Origin of the sequence: Streptomyces sp. BF23-19, from assembly GCF_041106355.1 — a bacterium.
Classification (GTDB): domain Bacteria; phylum Actinomycetota; class Actinomycetes; order Streptomycetales; family Streptomycetaceae; genus Streptomyces; species Streptomyces virginiae_A.
In genome coordinates this window covers 36936-55557 of the sequence record NZ_JBGBPT010000062.1, presented here as the reverse complement: position 1 = coordinate 55557, position 18622 = coordinate 36936, and the positions used below count along the sequence as shown (strand labels likewise).

Below are 18622 nucleotides of genomic sequence, written 5' to 3'. Positions count from 1 at the left end.
GCCCCGGCGGCCCCGGCGACCTCACCACCGGACCGACCCCGCCCGGCGCCGGTACCGCCACCGCCACCGCCGCCGCCACGCCGGCCCGTCCCGCAGCGGCCCCCGCGACCGCCGCCCTCGCCTCCCTGTTCGGGGTGGACGACCACACACCGCCGGCCCTCTCCGACCGGGAGCGCCAGTACCTCGCCGGATTCCTCGCCGGGCTCGCCACCTCCCCACCCGGCACGGGCATCCCCTCGCTTCCCGCCGGCGCCCCCTTCGAGGCCGGGCACGCGCTCTGGGTCGACGGTGTCCTCGCCGGTACGTATTGGCGTACGGCCGCCGCTCTGGCTGCCGCTCCCCCGGCCGCGCCGGCCGCCGCGCCAGCCGCCGCTCCCGCCGCCCCGGACCGGCCGACCCGGCAGACCGTGATCCTGTGGGCCTCGCAGACGGGCAACGCCGAGGAGCTCGCGGCCACCGTAGGAGCGGCTCTGGCCGGGAGCCGCGCCCCGGCGAGCGTGCACAGCATGGCGGACCGCACCACAGCCGCTCTGACACCCGGCACCGATCTGCTGGTCGTCACCAGCACCTTCGGCGACGGCGACGCACCGGACAACGGAACCGTGTTCTGGGATTCCCTCACCGCCGCCGACGCGCCCCGCCTCCAGGACGTCCGGTACGCGGTGCTCGCCCTCGGCGACTCCGCCTACGACGCCTTCTGCGGCCACGGTCGGCGGCTCGACCAGCGCCTCGAAGAGCTCGGCGGCCGGCGCCTGCTGCCCCGTACGGACTGCGAGCCCGACTACGAGGAGCCCGCGCGGCGGTGGCTGGAGCAGGTGCGCGAGGCCCTCGCGGCCGCCCCGGCTCCGGAGCGCGCCGAGCGGACCCGGCCCGCGGCGGACCGCAACTCCCCCTACACCGCCCGGCTCTCCGGCAACCGGCTGCTCAGCCTGCCCGGGGCCACCAAGGAGGTCCGCCGGTTCACGTTCGACCTGGGTGAGGACGGCCCGGCGTACGAGGCCGGCGACGCGCTCGGGGTGCAGCCGGTCAACTGCCCGGACCTGGTGACGCAATGGCTGGCCGTCACCGGCCTCTCCCCGGACACGGAGGTGGCCGTACCCGGCCGCGACCCCATGCCGTTCGCCGAGGCGCTCCACCGGCACCTGGACATCACCCGACTCACGCCCGACCTGCTGCGCTTCATCACCGAGCACACCGGCGACCGTACGCTCAAGCGGCTGACCCGCCCCGACAACAAGGACGGCCTCGCCCGGTGGACCTGGGGGCGTCAACCCGTCGACGTCCTGGCCGAGTTCCCGGTCCGGATCGGCGCCCAGGAGTGGGCCGAGCGGCTGCGGCGCCTCGGACCACGCCTCTACTCGATCTCCTCCAGCCCGCTCGTCGACCCGCGCGAGGTCAGCCTGACCGTCTCGGTCCTGCGCTACGAGGGGCCGGGCGGCCACCACCGAAAGGGCGTCGCCTCCACCTTCCTCGCGGACGCCGAACCGGGCACGCCCGTACCGCTGTTCGTGCAGAGCTCGGCGCACTTCCGCCCGCCCGCGGACGCGGACACCCCGGCGATCATGGTCGGGCCGGGGACGGGCGTGGCACCGTTCATGGCCTTCCTCGAACACCGCCGGGCGCTCGGGCATCAAGGCCGGAACTGGCTGTTCTTCGGGGAGCAGCGCCGCGCCACCGACTTCTACTACCGCGAGGAGCTGGAGGAACTCCACCGGCACGGCACGCTCAGCCGGCTCGACCTGGCGTTCTCCCGCGACCAGCGGACCAAGGTCTACGTCCAGGACCGGATGCGCGAGCACGGTGCCCAGCTGTGGTCGTGGCTGCAGGACGGCGCCCACTTCTACGTGTGCGGCGACGCGAGCAGGATGGCCAAGGATGTGGACCGGGCGCTGCGCGATGTCGCCATGACGCACGGCGGACTCGACGCGGACGAGGCCGCCGCGTACCTGAAGCAGCTGTCCGCCGCCAAGCGGTACGGTCGCGACGTGTACTGAGCGCGCGTACCGGACGGCGTACCGGTCGCGCGTCGGTCCGAGGACGACGTCGTCGCCGCGGAACTCGGTTCGGTGCTCGCGGTGTCCGAGGCCGGATTCGCCTCGACCCTCGTCTTCGGCAGGCGCTCGCGGCCACGTCGGGCTGGACGTGGCCGGATGGCACTGCCGTCCATCGCGGCCGTGTCGAAGCCCGGGAGCGGCCGCAGGGTGGGCAGGCCGTCGGCCAGGGTGAGTCCGGCGGCATCACGCAGGGGCACCGTCCGCGCGGGCACCCCGGCCATGTTGGCTGCCGCCGCCCGGCACGGCCGCACCGGCCGCACGGCTGAACCCGCACGGCCGTGCTCAGAGGCGGTGGATCCGCTCGATGCCGTACCAGCTGGAGACACAGGCCGCGACCCAGTCCCGGCGGTAGTCGGACGTGAAGAAGGGCTCGGCCAGGCTCCCGATGTACATCGGCTGGTACCCGAGATCGGTGGCACCCCTCGCCGCCTCGGTCCGGATGCGGGAGTTCTGCGCGTCCCAGGCCACCGCGCGGGTGACCGTGGCGGTGGTGAGCTGCTTGACGCTCGGGACGAGCACGGCCAGCGAGGCCAGCGTCAGTCCGGCCGCGACCACGATGCCCGCGGGCAGGACCACGGCGACGCCCCGGCGCGCCAGGAACCGGCGGGCCCACACGCCCAGCAGGACCCCGTAGGCGCACAGCGCCAGTTCCATCGGTACGAGGTAGTTCGTCCAGGTCCGGGCGTACGTCCATCCGGTCGGTCCGTAGCCGCTGCGCAGCCCCACGACCACCGCGAACGACCCCAGCACCACCACGAGCACCGGCAGCAGGAGGAGGGCGACCAGCATCGGGCGCGGGACGGCCCGGTCCGACTCCCGCTTCCCGGGGGCGGGCACGCGCGCCGCGAGCCCGGCTCCCAGGCCCAGCAGGAGGCCGACGGCGGCGGCTCCGAGGTAGGCCCATTGGCCGGTGACGGTGTCCCACATCCGCAGCCAGTCCTCGTAGGTGCCTCGGAGTTCGCCCGCGGAGAGCATGGACTCCTTGGCCGGCTGCTGGGCGCGGCGCCACCGGGCGCCGGGGGACGTGGTGAGCACGACCAGTCCGCAGACGACCCCGGAGCACCAGAGCAGGCACCAGGTGAACGGATGCCAGGTCCGCGCCAACCCCAGGCGGGGCACGGCCAGCAGTCCCAGGCAGGCCGCGAGAAGGCCGCTGACGAGGGAGAACGACTCGCTCAGGGTGCCGATCGCGAACCCGATCAGGAACGCCGCGGCGAAGCCGCCCGCGCGGACGGCGGCCCGGGGCTGCCGGACGGTCCAGATGCCCAGCAGGAGCGCCCATATCCCGATGACGCTCGGAATGGTGTGGGAGATCGTGGCCGGCGCCCACAACAGGACCTGATAGCTGCGGGTGCCGCCGAAGTAGATCAGGGCCTGGACGGCCAGGGCGGCGGCGAGCAGGAGCAGCACCGGAGGTTTCACGCCGAGGCACCGCAGGAACTGGATCCCGAGCAGCACGAGGCCGACGGTGAGGACGACGGCGATGACGGTCGGCAGGATCTTCACCCCGGCGAGTCCGTCGCCGTAGATGATGCCGCTCAGGAAGGCGTTGGTGATCCGGCCGTTCTGGGTGGCGTAGAAGTCGTGCGTGATGCCGAGGACGCCCATGTCGCGGGACTTCCAGGCGGCGCACCAGTCGTCCGAGGTGGGCCGTACGTAGAGGCCGAGGAAGCAGCCGACGGCGATCAGGGCGCCGGCCGCCGCCACGAGGGAGCCGCCCGCGACCGGCAGGAGCCTGCGGACGAACCGGCGATTCCCCTCGGTCGAAGCTGTGCTCATCCACCAGCCCTTCGTAGCGAAGCGCGGCCGGGCCGACGTGCGACGTGCGACGGCTGATGCGCCGGCCGGTTCCGGTCCCACCCAATCTGCACGGTCCGCCGCCCACCGGCATCCGAGAGGAGCGCCGCCGGGACCGGGCCCGCGGCCCTCCAGCCGTGTGCCACGGGCGCGTTCGCCCCATCCACGGCCGGCGCTCCGTTGCTCCGTCCGTTGCTCCGTCCGTCGTTCCGTGTCACCCGGCCGGCGGGCATGTCGTGGCGGGCGCCGCACCGCAGGCCCACGATGGGAGCTCCGGGGGCCGCGCGCACGGAAGCCCGACAGAAGGAGTGGCGATGCCTGCTGCCCCGCTCGTCCGCTGGGCGGCCGTCACGGCGGCCCTCGCGAGCGTCGCCCTCCCGGTGTGCGTCGCGGGGAGCTCGGCCGGCCGGCCGGCCGAGGAAGAGCGGCCGGCGTTCTTCGTCCGGCCCCTCGGACACCAGAGCCACGGCGATGCCGAGGGCCGCTACGCGCCGCTGTCGATGCTCGTCGCCCCCTCCGTCGGGGTCCTCTCCAACACCACCGCCGCCGAGGGCGTCCCACCCGCCCTCGCCGGGGGCGCACGGTACGTCGAGCGGAGCCACGTACTGCGGCTGCTGTCCGGCCGGTGGCGCTACCTCCCCGCCGGGCGGACGGCGTCGGTCGTGGTGGCCCCGGAAGATCCGACGGCCCGGCTGCAGATCGCCGAGAGCCGTGCCTGGCTGGCCGCCGGCCGGGTGCCTGGCAGCTCGACGACCCGGCGCGCGGCGGCCGAGCGGGCCCTGCTGGCCATGCGCGCCCTGCTGCGACCGAACGGGTCCATGGCGGCCGGCTGGTCCCCCGGCTGGATGTACTCCTGGCCGCGCGACTCCAGCTTCGCCTCCGCCGCGTTCGCGCACACCGGCCACGACGCCGAGGCCTACCGGATCCTGCGCTACAGCGCCGCGACGCAGCGCGAGGACGGCACCTGGGAGGCGCGGACGGAACTCGACGGGTCCGGGCCGCCCGACAGCCGGCGGTGGCAGCTCGACGCCAACGGCTGGGTCCCCTGGGCCACCTGGCAGTGGTACCGGACGGCGCCGCCCGCCACCCGCCTCGCCCGGCTGACCGCCCTCTACCCGATGATCCGCAAGGCGGCCGACCGCGCGACGGCCTCCCTCGGGGCGGACGGGCTGCCCCCGGCTTCCCCGGACTACTGGGAGGTGACGACGACCACCACGAACATCGGCACGGCAGCCCCCCTGCTCGCCGGGCTCAACGCCGCCGCGGACCTCGCCGGCGAGCTGGACCGACCGCAGGACGCGGCCCGCTGGTCCGGCGCCGCGGGGCGGCTCTCCGCCGGGATCTCCCGGAGGTTCGCCCCGCTCGGCTATCAGCGCACCGTCGACGGACAGCACGGCCGGGACAGCGCTGTGGCCTTCATGGCGCCCCCGTTCAACACGGCCCCGGCCGACCTGCCCCGGGCGCTGGACAGCACCTACCGGGCGCTGCTCCTGCCCAACGGGGGGCTCACCCCCGGGAACGATCCGACGGCGCCCTGGGGTGCGAACGCCTGGACCCCGAGCACCTCCTTCTTCGCTCTCGCATGGGCGGCGACGGGGAACGCGGCGAAGGCCGGGCCGGTCCTGGACTGGGTCCTCGCCAAGCGGAACCCGCTCGGGGAGCTGCCCGAGAAGGTGGACCGGGCGGGCCGGCCCTCGTCGGTCGCGCCACTGGCCTGGACGGGCTCGATCGTCGCCCTCACCTTGGTGGCACTCGACGGTGGGGCGCTCACCGCACCGCCCCTGAGGCCGTAGCCACGCTCCCCCTCCCGCCCGGCAGCCGTCAGACCGGATCCGTTCCGTCACCGGGCGGTGGGGCGGTGCGCAGGCGCTCCAGCTCGGCCAGCAGGTTCTGGTACGCGCGCTTCTCGGCCGCCACCGCGCGGGCGAGGGGGAGGTGGTGGGGATCCTGCCGCGACCGGGCCTCCCGCGCGGCGGCGACGCGTACCTCTCTGGCCCGGTCCAGTGCGTTCATCGCCGCCACGGTTGCGACATCGAGCAGCCTGTGGTCCAGGACCTGGGCGAAAGCCCGCTCGGTCGGTGCCGTGAGCCTGTCGAGGTCCTGCGCGCAGCTCTCGGGGGTCTCCGTCCGTCCACAGGCTTCGTCGAGATCGCGGGAGAGCGAGCGGAGGGTCTTGCCGAGTTCCGGGTACGCCCAGTCGGGCGCGGTCTCGTTGCCGCAGCCGGCCACCAGGGCCGTGCAGGCGGCGAGGGCGGCCACGGCGCGCATCGTTCCGGCCCCCGGGCACATGCGTCGGCACGAGATGAGAGGAGGGGTCATGGAAGCCCCGATCGCCCGTTGGTCCGAGTGCGGCCGCGCCGGCTGCGCGAGGTGGTCGGCTGCCATCCTCACCCGCCCCACTCCGGGCTGCCACCCGGCGGACCGGGACCGCGGCGCAGGTCAGCGCGGGGGTTGTCCCCCGGCGACGGTCGAGCCGGGGCGGCTGGCCTGCGCGAGCGTCCAGGGCTGGACGGCGCGGTGCCACGGGGCGGGGGTCCGGCTGCCGGGCGGCGTGGCGCCTCCCGCGGGGGCCGTCGTGATCACGTGCAGATCGGCGTCCAGGCCGAGCGCCGCGGCGACGGCCGTACCGGCTCCTTCGGCCACACCGGCCGGGGCGCCGGTGTACAGCATCTGGGACTCCTGCCAGGGCTGCGGAGGGTCGGTGGCCACGACCCCGACCGTGCCCGCGCCCGCCCGGCCGGCGAGGAGGTCGCCCGCTATGCCCACGGCGCCGTACCCGCCGAGCCCGCCGGCCTCGGCGACCGGGGAGAACTCGGGCGCGGGCCCGCCCGCGCGGGCCAGGCTCGTGGCGACGGTGCCGATGCCGGGCCGGCGGAAGAACAGCCGGACGCCGTCGCCCTCCGGGCGCACGGAGAGCGCGCCCGTCGTCTGGGGCAGCCCGGTGGACACGGGGCCGCCGAAGGGGGCGTCCGGCGCCGGCTGGACCCAGGCCAGCACGGACCCGGCCGTGGCCGCGTACACGTGGCGGCGCCCCGACGCGTCGGTCGCGGTGACCGGATCGCCCTGGAGGCCGGAGCCGCCCAGGGCCTGCCAGGCCCCGAAGTCGCCGCCCGGGGTCTCCTGCGCCCGGGCGCGCAGCGTCCGCCGGGAGTCGCGGACGTACACCGTCATCCGGCCCTCGTCGTCGACGGCGACGGACGGGCCGCTGATCGCCGAGGTGCCGGGCCTGTCCACGGTGTCCGGGGTGCCCAGCGACCGCCACGGGCCGAATGCACCGTCGACCGTGTCCTGGACGGCGTAGACGATCTCCCGGCCGTACTCCTGGGGCGTCGCGCCCAGGGTGGTGCGGGTGGCGAACACGCCGATCCGGCCGTCCCAGAGGCGGACGGCCGCGGCCCCGGAGTCGATGCCGTCGCCGGGCAGGAACTCGGGGCCCTGCCAGAGGGCCTGCGGGCCGCTGCGCGACCAGTACGCCATGCGGCCGTCGAGCGCGGCGAAGGCCCACAGCCGTCCGGAGACGCCCTCGGTCATCCAGGAGGTGCCGTCACCGCGGCTGTAGCGGATGGTCTGGCTCCAGCCGGCGCCGGTGGGCCGGGTCGCGGTCTTGCGGTCGCCGCAGCCGGCGGGGCTGCCGCACCAGTCCTGGTGGTCGGTCCAGGCGTAGGTCTTGAGGTAGCCGAGCTTCTCCTCGGCCGTCTGCGGGTCGAGGGTCGGCGGCAGTGAGCTGTTCGGGTAGCTCACGTAGTTCTGGACCGAGAAGTGCGGCCGGTCCGTGGTCCGGGCATAGCGCTCGGCGGCGGCCTGCACGAAGCGGGCGCCGTACATGTGGTCCTGGTGGTCGAGGAAGGCGCCGCCGCCGTCCGCCCGCCCGGGGGTCGGGTCCTGCGTCCGTATCGTCGTCGGCCGGTACGCCTCGAACACGCCCGCTATGGCCGCCACGGCCTGGTCCTTGGTGTAGGAGAACCAGTCCTTGACCGGCGTCCCGGAGGTCAGCTGGGCGCCCAGGGCGGGGGTCCGGCCGTCCCACAGGCCACGGAGGCTCTCGGGGTTGTCCCCGGAGATGCTGCGGGCCTCGCGCAGCTCCATCCACACGAGGTTGACCTCGGGACGGGCGACCAGGACGTCGACCTCGGCGCTGCCGCCGCCGGCGGTGGGTACGGCCTTGCGCTGCCAGGCGCTGGCGCGGTCGCCGGTGGCCATCTGCGCGTAGGCGGCGCGTATGCCGTTCTGCCGGGCCTCGGCGTAGGCGGCGCGGTCGGCGGGGGCGGCGGCGTCCTGGAGGTGCGGACTGTGGGCCTCGTTCCTGCCGTCGGACTCGCCGGAGGTCAGGTAGACGGTGGTGACCTTGATGCCGGTGGATATGGAACGGCTGAGGTCGGGGTTCATGAAGAAGAGGTCGTCGTCGGGGTGCGCGACGACCTGCAGGGCGGAGCCCTCGGTCACGCTCGCGGCGATCACCGCCGCGGGGGCCACCTGCGGGCGCTCGGTTTCGTGTCCGTAGGCCCAGGCCGTCACGCCGGCGGTGCCGACGGAGAACGCGGCGAGCAGGGCCGCGAGTCGGGTGCGGCGGGCCAGGGACATGTACAGCGCCTTGAGGGTCGGTCCGGTGCGGCGATCCGCCTGGGAGGTCGATCGGTGTCCCGATGGCTCCAGTGCTTCCGGAGACGACCGGGGCCGATTATGTCCCGCACGTTGGGGGCTGACACACCATCAAGTCACTTATGACCGCAAAGGGAGTTGTGGGAGAAACGCTAAGTTTTGTCCCATTTTCAGACATTTATGCGGTTGGCCCGGATAACAGGCCGGAACCGGCGTATGTGCTGGCCACGTGCGGGTTGTACGGGATCGGCACGACCGCCGAGCGTGCCGACCTCTTCGCCACCGACCCCCACAAGTGGCGCATTCCACACCCCTGGCCGACCGGTGGCGGCAGTGACGCAGCTCTCACCAGCGCCGCGGCGGGCGGCCTACGACCGGCGACCGGCGACCGGCGACCGGCCGACGAGACGGCTCCGGAGGTCAGGCACCTCGATGGCCCCGGCATTAACATGGACGGAAGCCACCGAAAAGGCTGAACCGCCGAGACGCGAACCGCCGAGACGGTGGATTCTCGGCATTCCGCTCGGGCAGATCGAGTCGTTCGACCGGCACTTAGGACAACCGATGCCAATGAAGCGCATCACGAGATCGCGCCCGCGCAAGGGAATCCCAGCCATCGCCACGGTCGTCACCGTGACCGCCGCCTGCCTGCTGTCCGGAGCCGCCGATCCCGGCGGGAAAGCAGGCGGGAAAGCACCCGCCTGCCCCACGGCGCCGTCGGACAGTTTCTGGCACGCTCCCGTGGACGGACTGCCCGTACACCCGAAGTCCGACCAGTACGTCGCCTCGATCGGTGCCACCGAGCCCCTTCACCCGGATTTCGGATCGGGGCTCGTGGAAGGCCGGCCCTTCGGTATTCCCATCACCGTCTCGCAGACCACCGTGCCGGAATCGAAGGTGTCCCTGGACTACGCCGAGGAGAGCGACACGTCCGGCTACCGGATCCCGCCGGACGCCAGGGTCGAGAACGGTCCGGCGAGCGACGGGGACCGGCACGTCGTCGTCTGGGACAAGGCCCTGTGCAAGTCCTACGAGCTCTTCGACGCCGAGCGGCAGGGCGGCAACGCCTGGCACGCGGGCTCGGGAGCGATCTTCGACCTGCGGTCCAACGCCCTGCGGCCCGAGGGATGGACCTCCGCCGATGCCGCCGGCCTCGCCATCCTCCCCGGCCTGGCGCGCTACGAGGAGGCGGCCGGCGGGCGGATCGACCACGCGATCCGCATCACCGTGCCGCGCTCCGACCAGAGCTACGTCTGGCCCGCGAGGCACCAGGCGGGCGAGGCGGCGGACAGCTCGCTGCCTCCGATGGGGCTGCGGCTGCGGCTCAAGAGCTCGGTGGACACCTCGGGGCTGGCCTTGCAGGCCAAGGCCGTGGCCGACGCGCTCAAGAAGTACGGCGCCATCGTCGCGGACAACGGGTCGCCCTGGTACATCACCGGCGAGGAGAACGCCGGTTGGGACAACGCCCAGCTCGACGGACTCAAGGCCTTCAAGGGGTCGGACTTCGAGGCGGTCGACGCCTCCGGACTCCAGCAGACACCGGACTCCGGAGCCGTCGCACCCCGGTGACCCTCTCGCACCGTCGGCGGTACGGGGGACAGGGTCGGCATTCGAGGCCGAGTTCGCGGTCCACGGCGTAACCGGTCCGGATGAAGGCGTCGGTAACCGCCTGCCAGGAGCCGTACTTGGCGATGTTCCGCGCCTCCAGGACGGGGACCTCCTCCGGGGTCATGCCGGCCCGGGTGATCTCCTTGGCCTGGTCGCGCATGTCGACCATCTCACGGGCGATCTCCTCGTCGGTGGCTCCCACCGCGCGCATGGCCGCCTCGTCCTGGCGAGGAAGCCGCGCCCTGACGTCTGGACACCCCGGTGATCGCTCCGACGAGTCCCAAGGCCCCTTGCCCGACACGGGAAGGGACCCTCGGGGGTGTCTAGTGCTGTGGCCGGGAAGGTCCACCGGGTCACGGCGCCCGGTACGGCACCTCGCCGCGTCGTCGGACCACGGAAGTACGTCCGGTACGGCCCGCGGCCCTCCGCCTTGCGATGCACCGCACCGGACACCGCGACCCGGCAAACCTTCCCGGCCACAGCACTAGGCTCCCGCGTCCAGCCGTTCGGTGAGGCTGCCGTAGAGCCCGGGGCGGCGGGTGCGCATGAGGCCGAACTCCAGCCAGTCGCGGCGCTGGTCGAGGTCGAGGTCGGCGACGAGGACGGCCTCGCGGTCGCGCGGGGCGCGCAGCATGACGCGGCCGTAGGGGTCGGAGATGAAGGAGGAGCCGTAGAAGGTGGAGCGGCCCTCGGTGCCGACGCGGTTGGGCACGATGGCGAAGAGCGCGTTGGCCAGGCCGTTGGCGGTGATGGCGTGCTCCCACATCGGGCGGGTGTCGAAGTCGGGCAGGTCGACCTCGGATCCGATGGCGGTGGGGTGGACGAGGATCTCGGCGCCGGCCAGGGAGTAGGCGCGGGCGAGCTCGGGGAACCACTCGTCCCAGCAGGTGGGGAAGCCGAGGCGGGCGCCCTGGTGGGCGACGACCGGGAAGCCGCTGTCGCCGGGGCGGAAGCACAGGTCCTCGCGGTAGCCGGGGAACGCGGGGATGTGGTTCTTACGGGTCCGGGCGATCAGCTTGCCACCGGAGTCCACGCAGACGGCGGTGTTGTAGCCGAGGCCGCCGTCCTCGGCGCGCTCGTAGAGGGAGGCGTGGACGGTGATGCCGAGCTCGGTGGCCAGCTCTGCCGCGAGGGCGACGGTGGGGCCGGTCTCCACGTCCTCCAGGTAGCGGGCGGCGCCGTCGGCCATGGGGTCGTCGGTGTTGCAGAAGTAGGGGCTACGGGTGAGCTCGGGGAGGCAGACGATCGTGGCGCCCTGCGCGGCGGCCAGCGCCACGCCCTCGCGGAGCCGGTCGTCGTGCTCGGTGGCGTCGGCGTACCAGCGCATCTGGACGAGGCCGACGCGCAGCGGTTCGCGCTCGCCGGGCTGGGTGCGGCCCGGGGAGCCGAGCGGGGATCCGAAGGAGGTGAGGAGCGCGTACGAGGTCACGGGCGGGCTGCTTTCGAAGATCTGACTGAAATTTCAGTCAGAATGCGGGATACGGAAAGGATCGGTCAAGGGGCGGGTGTCACGGTGCTGGGTGCCACGGTGCGGCGGGCGGGCCGGATACGGGGATGCCGGAACGTTCCGGCAGAACATGAATGTAGACGTGCCGGAACGTTCCGGCAAGGCCGGACCGGGCGTCTAGAATGCGGGCGTGACCCCACCTGCCGTGACCCTGCTCGATGTCGCCCGCGCCGCCGGCGTCTCCAAGAGCACCGTCTCCGACGCGCTCCAGGGCTCCGGCCGGGTCGCGGAAGCCACCCGGGACCGGGTCCGCGCGGTCGCGGAGGAACTCGGGTACCGCCCCAACAGCGCCGCCCGGCGACTGCGCCGCTCCAGCACCGGAGCCGTCGGCCTGCACCTGCCGCAGACCGCGACCCGGCTGGACTACTACATGAACCTGGCCTTCGGCGCCGTCCAGCGCGCCCAGGAGGAGGGCCTGGACGTGGTCCTGCTCGCCCCGGCCGGCGCCGCCTCCGGCCCGCTCGCCTCGCGGGTCGACGGGCTCCTCGTCATCGACCCCGAGGTCGGCGACAGCGCCGTACCGGGGCTGCTCGACGCGGGCGTCCCCGTCGTCACCGGCGAGCGCTACCTCGGCCCCTCCCCCACCCCCACCGGCGCCGTCGTCTGCGACAACGCCGCCTCCCTCACCGCCCTCCTCGACCACGTGCGCGACCGCGGGGCCCGCCGCCCCGCCCTGCTCGCCCCCGAGGGAACCTCCGCCTGGGCCCAGGCCCTGCGCGAGACGGCAGCCGGCTGGGGCGCCGCGCACCGGACCGAAGTCACCCTGCACACCGTGCCGTTCGCGGCGACCGCGGCCGACACCGAGACCGCCACCCGACGGCTGCTCGCGACCGACCCCGGGATCGACGCCGTGCTCTGCGCCCCCGACGGAGCCGCTCCCGGAACCCTGCGCGCCGCGGCCGACCTCGGCCGCACGGTGGGCGCCGACCTGCTGGTCGCCTCCTGCGTCGACGGCACCGCGAACCGGGGCGCGAACCCGCCTGTCACGGCGGTCGACCTGCGCCCGGCCGACTACGGGCGGGCTTGCGCGGCGCTGCTCTGCGACATCCTCGCCGGCCGCGCCGAGCCCGACACCGTCCGCCACCACACCTGGGTCCTCGAAACCAGGCCGTCCACCACCGGCCCCCGCGCCTGACCTCCGCGGGGAGCCGACAGCCCGGCAACGCTCAGTTGCCGGCGGCCGGTTCGGCCTCGGGCGGGTGCGTGGCGCCGAGCGCGAAGGCCGCTTCGGCCGCCCTTCTGCCCAGTGCCGACAAGCAGGTCGACCAGGTCCGGTCCACGTCGTGCCGTTCGGCGGCCGGCAGCGGAGCCCCGACCGAGGCGCGGGCCGCGTCGGCGGCGCCGAGCAGCCGTGCCGCCCGCTCGGGCTCTCCGGCGGCCGCTGCCGTGCCCGCCAGGCCCTCCAGGGCGAGGGCCACGGCACGTACGTCACCCAGCGCTCGTGCGGCCGCGAGCCCTTCACGATGCAGGGCCCGGGCCCGGTCCGGGTCCCCCCGTAGCTCGGCGGTGAAGCCCAGTTCGGCGAGGGCGAGCGTCGTACCCGGCCCGTAGTCGGCGTCCCGGAACCATGCCAGCACCGCCCGCATGTGCTCCTCGGCGGCGGCGAGGTCGCCGGTGCGGCGGGCGACCATGGCGAGTCCGATCCGGGCGTCGGCCTCCCCGGCCCGGTGGCCCTGTTCCCTGGCCAGCCGCAGGGCGTCCGCGTGCCGTCGCCGGCTCTCCTCGTACGCACCCGCCAGGAGTGCCGACCGGCCCAGGGCGCACAGCCGTTTGCCGGCCTCGGTCCGCAGCCCCAGCTCCTCGGCGATGGCCAGCCCCTCCTCGTGCAACCGGGACGCCTGCGGGTACTCTCCTGCGATCTCGTGGAGCGCGGCACGGGGGAAGACCGTCTGCAACATGCCCCAGCGGTCGCCCAGTCCGCCGAACAGGCGGGCCGCGCGCTCCGCGTCGCGGCGGACCGCGGCCAGGTCGCCGTGCGCGAGGGCGTGCCGGGCGCGCACGCTCAGGGCGAGGGCGGTCCCCCAGGCGTCACCGATCCCCTCGGCGACGGCCGACGCCCGGTCGGCGAGTTCCTCGCCCGTGGCCACGTCTCCCGCGCCCATCTGCGCGGAGGCCAGGAAGCTCAGGGCGTGTGCGTGGCCCAGCGGGTCGTGTTCCGCCACCTCCCGCGCGTCGAGGGTGGCCGCCGCGCTCCGCAACAGGCCTTCGGCGGCGTGCGGCGTGCCTTCCCAGAGGGTCAGGCCGGCCCGCCAGGCCGTGGCCAGCGCGGTGGCGGCGATCCGCTCTCCCGCCGGCGGGTCTGCGGGATGGTCGGGGTGGTCGGGGTGCGCGATGTGGTCGGGGTGCGCGGTGTGGTCGGGGTGCGCGGTGTGGTCGCGCTCCGCGGCGAGGCAGGCGTCGAGCAGCCGGCCGCCCTCCGCGGGTCCGCCGCGCAGCAGCCGGTACCGGGCCAGGGCGCGCGCCGCCCGCAGGGCGGGTACCACCCGGCCGTGCGCCAGGGCCTCCTCGACCGCCGGGTGCAGCTCCGCCTCGGCGGCGTCCAGCCGGGCGAGCCAGAGCCGCTGGCGGGGGCCGCGCAGCAACGGTTCGGCGCGCAGCGCCAGCTCCCGGTAGTACGCACCGTGCCGGGCACGGACCTCCGCCTCCTCGCCGGCCGCGCGCAGCCGTTCCCGTGCGTAGTCCTTGACGGAATCCAGCAGTCGGTAGCGCCGGCCTTCCGGACGGTCGACCAGGACCACGAGCGAGCGCTCCACCAGACGGTCGAGCAGCAGCGGCACCTGGTGTTCCGGTACGTCCGAGGCCGCGTCCGAGCACACGACGCCCGCGGCCTCCGCGGAGGCGTCACCGCCGTGTACGGACAGCCTTCGGAGTACGGCCTCCTCCGCGCCGCCGAGCAGCGCCCAGCTCCAGTCGATCACCGCGCGCAGCGTCCGCTGGCGCGGGGGTACCCCGCGCAGCCCCCGTGACAGGAGGGTGAACCGGTCGTCGAGTCCGGCGAGGAGACCGTGCACGCCCAGGGCCCGGGCCCGGGCGGCGGCCAGTTCCAGGGCCAGCGGCAGCCCGTCGAGCCGTCCGCACAGGGCCGCCACGGCCGCCGTGTCCTCGGGCGTGGTCGTGCGGTCCGGCGGGAGCCCGGCGCGGGCCGTGAACAGGGCGACGGCATCGGCGGGTGCGAGGGGCGCCAACGGATGCACCGCCTCCCCCACCAGGGCGAGCGGTTCCTGGCCGGTGACCAGTACCGAAAGCCCGGGTGCCTGCGGGAGTACCGCCTCCAGCACGTCGGCGACGGCGTCGGACAGGTGCTCGCAGTTGTCGAGCAGCAGCAGGATCCGGCGCTCCCGGAGGGCGGCCACGAGCAGCCGCAGCGCGTCGGGCCGTTGACCCTCCCCTCCCGCGGTCGGGTCTCCCTCGGGGCCGCGTACGCCCAGGGTTCGCAACACCGCGGTGGCCACGGCGTCGGCCGGAGCGCCCACGGGGAGCGGTGCGAGCTCGACCAGCCAGGCGCCGTCCGGGTGGCGGGTGGACGCCTGGTCGGCGTGGGCGACCGCCAGACGGGTCTTGCCGACGCCGCCGGGTCCGGTGACGGTGACCAGCCGGGAGTGCGCCGACAGGGCGCCGACGGCGACGAGGTCGGCGTCGCGGCCGACGAGGCGGGTGAGCGGCTCGGGAAGCTGTCCGACCGCTCGGACGTGCGCGGCGCGCGGTGTGGCGCGCGGGGCGGCCGGCGGCACGCCGCCGGGGTCCAAAGGCCGGGCATCGCCTGTCGTTCCCACGTTCTCTTCATGGGGTGGACGGTCGAGGTCGGCGTCCTGGCGGAGGATCGCCTGCCGCAGCGCCGTCAGCTCGCGGCCCGGGTCCAGCCCGAGGTCCTGGGCGAGGCGGCCGCGCAGGACCTCGTAGCTCTCCAGCGCCTGCGTCTGCCGGCCGGCGCGGTACAGCGCGCGCAGCTGGACCGCGCGCAGGCGCTCGCGCAGCGGATGGGCGGCGACGAGCTGGTCGAGCTCGCCGAGTACGGCGTGCTGCTCACCCAGTGACACGCGCAGGCCGAGCAACTCCTCGAGTGCGGAGAGCCGTTCCTCCTCCAGCCGGGCGGCCGCGGCCCGCACGGCCGGGTCGTCGGTGTGGCCCGCGTAGGCCTCGCCGCGCCACAAGGAGAGGGCCTCGCCCAGCAATGCGGCACGCGGTCGCGGGGCGAGGCCCTGGGCGCGGGCGCCGGCGGCCAGCTCGGCGAACCGCTGCGCGTCCAACTCCCCGGGCGCGGGCTCCAGCCGGTACCCGCTCGCGTCACGGAGCAGTCGCCCGCGCCCGTCCGCCGGTGCCGCGCGTTCGAGGGCGGCGCGCAACCGCGAGACCTGCCCTTGGAGGCTCGCGTACGGGTGGAGCGGCAACTCGGCTTCAGGGCCGCCCCACAGCGCGTCCACCAGCCGGTCGGCGGAGACGGGGCGGCCCGGTTCGACCAGCAGTCGGGCGAGCAGCCTGCGCACCCGCGCCCCGGTCACGGCCACGGGCTCGCCGACGCCGCTGCCGTCGCTGCCGTCGCCCGTCCACATCATCAGCGGCCCCAGAACCCCCACGCGCATGTCGATCACCCTAACCGGCCGGTCGGCGGCGGACCGGCAGCGGACCGACAGCGGACCGACAGGCAACCGGCAGCGCGGACCCGCAGGGTGGGTCCCGTTCGACAGCAGCAACGACCCGAGGAGAGAACAGTCATGAGCGCAACCGCCACCGCCACCGCCACCGCCACCGCCACCGCCACCCACAGGATCCCGGTCGGTGTCATCGGCCTGGGCAACCTCGGCCAGGCCCTGGCCGAGGCCTTTCTGACGCAAGGTCATCCGGTCACGGTCTGGAACCGCTCGGCGGGCAAGGCCGACCGCCTGGTGGAGCGTGGGGCGTCCCTCGCTGCCACGCCCACCGATGCCGTGGCGGCGGGAGAGCTCGTCGTCGTCGCGGTACTGGACTACGACACGGTCGGTGAGCTCCTGCGGCCGGCGGCGGGGGTGCTGGCCGGGCGTACGATCGTCAACCTGACCACCGGCACCCCGTCGGCCGCTCGGGCCCTCGGCGCCTGGGCGACGGACCAGCGGGCCGCGTACCTGGACGGCGCGGTGTACGCGGTGCCCCAGACCATCGGCACCTCCGCCGCCTTCGTTCTCTACAGCGGCGACGAGGCGGCGTACCGGAGCTACCGTGCGGTCCTCGACACGATCGGCGAGGGCAGCCTCGTAGGTCCGGCCCCCGAGCTGTCCTCCGTGTACGACACCGCTCTGCTGAGCGGCATGTACGGGATGTTCGCCGGGTTCTTCCAGGCGGTGGCGTTCGCCGGCACGGAGGGGATCGGGGCGGCGGAACTGACCCGCCCGCTGGTGCGTTGGCTGACCGCGGCCGCGGACGCGCTGCCGGCCTTCGCGGAGGAGATCGACGCGAAGGACTACACGACCACCACCTCCAACCTGGAGATCAACGCGGTGGGACTGCGCAACATCCTCTCGGCGACCGAGGCCCAGGGACTGCAGACGGACCTGCTGGCGCCGCTGCTGCGGCTCTTCGAGGACCAGATCCGCGCGGGACACGCCGCGTCCAGTCTGGCCAGGGCCGTGGAATCGCTGCGCGCCGACGGTGTGTGACCCGCGACGCCCGACGCCCGTTCCGCACAGGATCCGCTGGACCTGAAGGTCGGTCGAGCTTCTGCCGTCGCTCACATCGACCGCGTAGATCATCACCTGACGCCAGGGCGAGACGGAACCATGGATCCGGACACCGCGACAGCGATCGACCGGGTACTCGTGCCGGGGCCGGGAGGTGTGGTCGGATCGCGCTCGACCACGCGGATGCCGACCGGCTGCGCTCCGTGCGGCGGGCCGGATCCGGTGCGGGTGGCTCCCAGGTATGAGTTCGGGGACCGCTCCGGGGAGTGATGACGGTGCGTCACACGTCGTGGGACCTTGGGGAGGTCAGACGAACGAGCAAGAGGAGCGACCGATGTACTCGATCCGACGAACCGTCCCTACCGCCGCCCGGTCGTCGTCCACCGTGGGCGCGCGCAGCTCGGAGTGGTCCGGTCCACCCTCATGGCCACGCGACGCGTCGTCGCTCCTCTTCAGTGGGCGCCGTCCGGGCGCAGTTCTATGTGGTCCGGGGCGAGGTCGACCGCCACGCGGTGTTCCATGCCGAGGGCCTCCAGGAACTTCGGCGGGAGCTGGACGCGCCCGGAGCGGTCGAGGACGACGTACTCGCGTTCGCTGATGGATTCCTCGCCGTGCTCGTCGGTGACCAGCCGGCGCAGGACCTCGCTGCTGGTGCGGCCGTCGCGGATCGCCACGGTCCGGCGGACCTCGCCCGCCACCATCGGGTCGTGCGTCACGATGACCACCGTCACGCCGAGTTCCTTGTTCACCGTCCGGAAGGTCTCGAAGACCGCCGCGGCCGTCTCCGAGTCCAGTTCGCCTGTGGGTTCGTCGGCGAGCAGCACCTTGGGGTCGTTCGCCATCGCCACGGCGATCGCCACGCGCTGCTGCTGGCCGCCGGAGAGTTCCGCCGGGCGCCGGTGCGCCAGTTCGCCGATCCCGAGGGCCTCCAGGATCTCCGCGACCTTGGTCGCGCGGCGTGCGCTCGCGCCGCGGCGGGGGCTGTCGCCCTTCAACTGCATCGGCAGGGCGACGTTCTGGGCGGCCGTCAGGAACGGCAGCAGGTTGCGGGCCGTCTGCTGGAAGACGAAGCCGACCGCTTCGCGCCGGTAGCGCAGCCGGTCCCGCGCCGACAGTTCCAGCAGGTCGTAGCCGGCGACCGCCGCGCTGCCGGCCGTGGGGACGTCCAGGCCCGCCAGGATGTTCAAGAGGGTGGACTTGCCGCTGCCGGAGGCTCCGACCAGGGCCATCAGGTCGCCTTGGTCGACCGTCAGCTCCAGCCCTTGGAGGGCCTGTACCTCGATGCCATCCTGGCTGAAGATCCGGACCAGGCGGTCGCAAGCGATCGCGGCGTCCGCCGCCGGGGTGCGCGGCTCCGCGACGGCCGTCGCCCGGCGGCGCAGCTCCTCGTACGTCGGCTGGTCGGT

11 protein-coding genes and 1 pseudogene are annotated in these 18622 nt (G+C 74.3%); 5 read left to right on the top strand and 7 right to left on the bottom strand.

Annotation, left to right across the window (positions count from 1 at the left end; translation table 11 throughout):
* On the top strand, window positions 1-1994 hold a 1994-nt coding region (locus AB8A24_RS29625), incomplete at its 5' end, for a sulfite reductase flavoprotein subunit alpha (RefSeq protein WP_369478057.1).
* Window positions 1995-2336: 342 nt separating this feature from the next.
* Here AB8A24_RS29625 and AB8A24_RS29620 read toward each other — a convergent pair.
* Window positions 2337-3833 carry a DUF6056 family protein gene (locus AB8A24_RS29620; protein WP_369478056.1) on the bottom strand — a complete coding sequence of 499 codons (1497 nt, stop codon included), beginning with the start codon at window positions 3831-3833 and terminating at the stop codon, window positions 2337-2339.
* Between the two features lie 332 nt (window positions 3834-4165).
* Here AB8A24_RS29620 and AB8A24_RS29615 point away from each other — a divergent pair, with 332 nt between their 5' ends.
* On the top strand, window positions 4166-5644 hold the full coding sequence (locus tag AB8A24_RS29615) for a hypothetical protein (protein ID WP_369478055.1): 1479 nt from the start codon (window positions 4166-4168) through the stop codon (window positions 5642-5644).
* Window positions 5645-5672: 28 nt separating this feature from the next.
* Here the strand turns inward: AB8A24_RS29615 and AB8A24_RS29610 are convergent, their stop codons facing one another.
* Entirely contained in the window at window positions 5673-6110 is a 438-nt protein-coding gene (locus AB8A24_RS29610; RefSeq protein WP_328960243.1) for a hypothetical protein, read from the bottom strand.
* 180 nt (window positions 6111-6290) lie between these two features.
* Entirely contained in the window at window positions 6291-8432 is a 2142-nt protein-coding gene (locus AB8A24_RS29605; RefSeq protein WP_369478054.1) for a PIG-L family deacetylase, read from the bottom strand.
* Window positions 8433-9020: 588 nt separating this feature from the next.
* On the opposite strand from AB8A24_RS29605, the gene AB8A24_RS29600 reads away from it, so the two are divergent.
* Window positions 9021-10019: a hypothetical protein gene (locus AB8A24_RS29600; protein ID WP_369478053.1), complete on the top strand. Its 999-nt coding sequence runs from the start codon at window positions 9021-9023 to the stop codon at window positions 10017-10019.
* Here AB8A24_RS29600 and AB8A24_RS29595 read toward each other — a convergent pair.
* Together AB8A24_RS29595 and AB8A24_RS29590 are read right to left on the bottom strand one after the other, a co-directional pair.
* Window positions 9940-10278: pseudogene (locus AB8A24_RS29595) on the bottom strand (hypothetical protein); the annotation flags it as partial. The gene AB8A24_RS29600 and the pseudogene AB8A24_RS29595 sit on opposite strands and share 80 nt — an antisense overlap.
* A 264-nt stretch (window positions 10279-10542) precedes the next feature.
* Window positions 10543-11487, bottom strand: a complete 945-nt coding sequence (locus AB8A24_RS29590) for a nitrilase-related carbon-nitrogen hydrolase (RefSeq protein WP_328960246.1) — start codon at window positions 11485-11487, stop codon at window positions 10543-10545.
* A 208-nt stretch (window positions 11488-11695) separates the two neighbouring features.
* Between AB8A24_RS29590 and AB8A24_RS29585 the strand changes: the two genes are divergently transcribed.
* Window positions 11696-12700: a LacI family DNA-binding transcriptional regulator gene (locus tag AB8A24_RS29585; protein ID WP_328960247.1), complete on the top strand. Its 1005-nt coding sequence runs from the start codon at window positions 11696-11698 to the stop codon at window positions 12698-12700.
* A 31-nt stretch (window positions 12701-12731) separates the two neighbouring features.
* On the opposite strand, the gene AB8A24_RS29580 is transcribed toward AB8A24_RS29585, so the two are convergent.
* Window positions 12732-16145, bottom strand: a complete 3414-nt coding sequence (locus AB8A24_RS29580) for a BTAD domain-containing putative transcriptional regulator (RefSeq protein WP_369478052.1) — start codon at window positions 16143-16145, stop codon at window positions 12732-12734.
* A gap of 132 nt (window positions 16146-16277) precedes the next feature.
* On the opposite strand from AB8A24_RS29580, the gene AB8A24_RS29575 reads away from it, so the two are divergent.
* Entirely contained in the window at window positions 16278-17195 is a 918-nt protein-coding gene (locus AB8A24_RS29575) for an NAD(P)-dependent oxidoreductase (protein ID WP_369478051.1), read from the top strand.
* Window positions 17196-17668: 473 nt separating this feature from the next.
* Here AB8A24_RS29575 and AB8A24_RS29570 read toward each other — a convergent pair whose 3' ends face one another.
* Window positions 17669-18598 (bottom strand): ABC transporter ATP-binding protein, encoded by a 930-nt coding sequence (locus AB8A24_RS29570; RefSeq protein WP_328965774.1) that lies wholly within the window; start codon window positions 18596-18598, stop codon window positions 17669-17671.
* Window positions 18599-18622 lie beyond the last annotated feature (24 nt).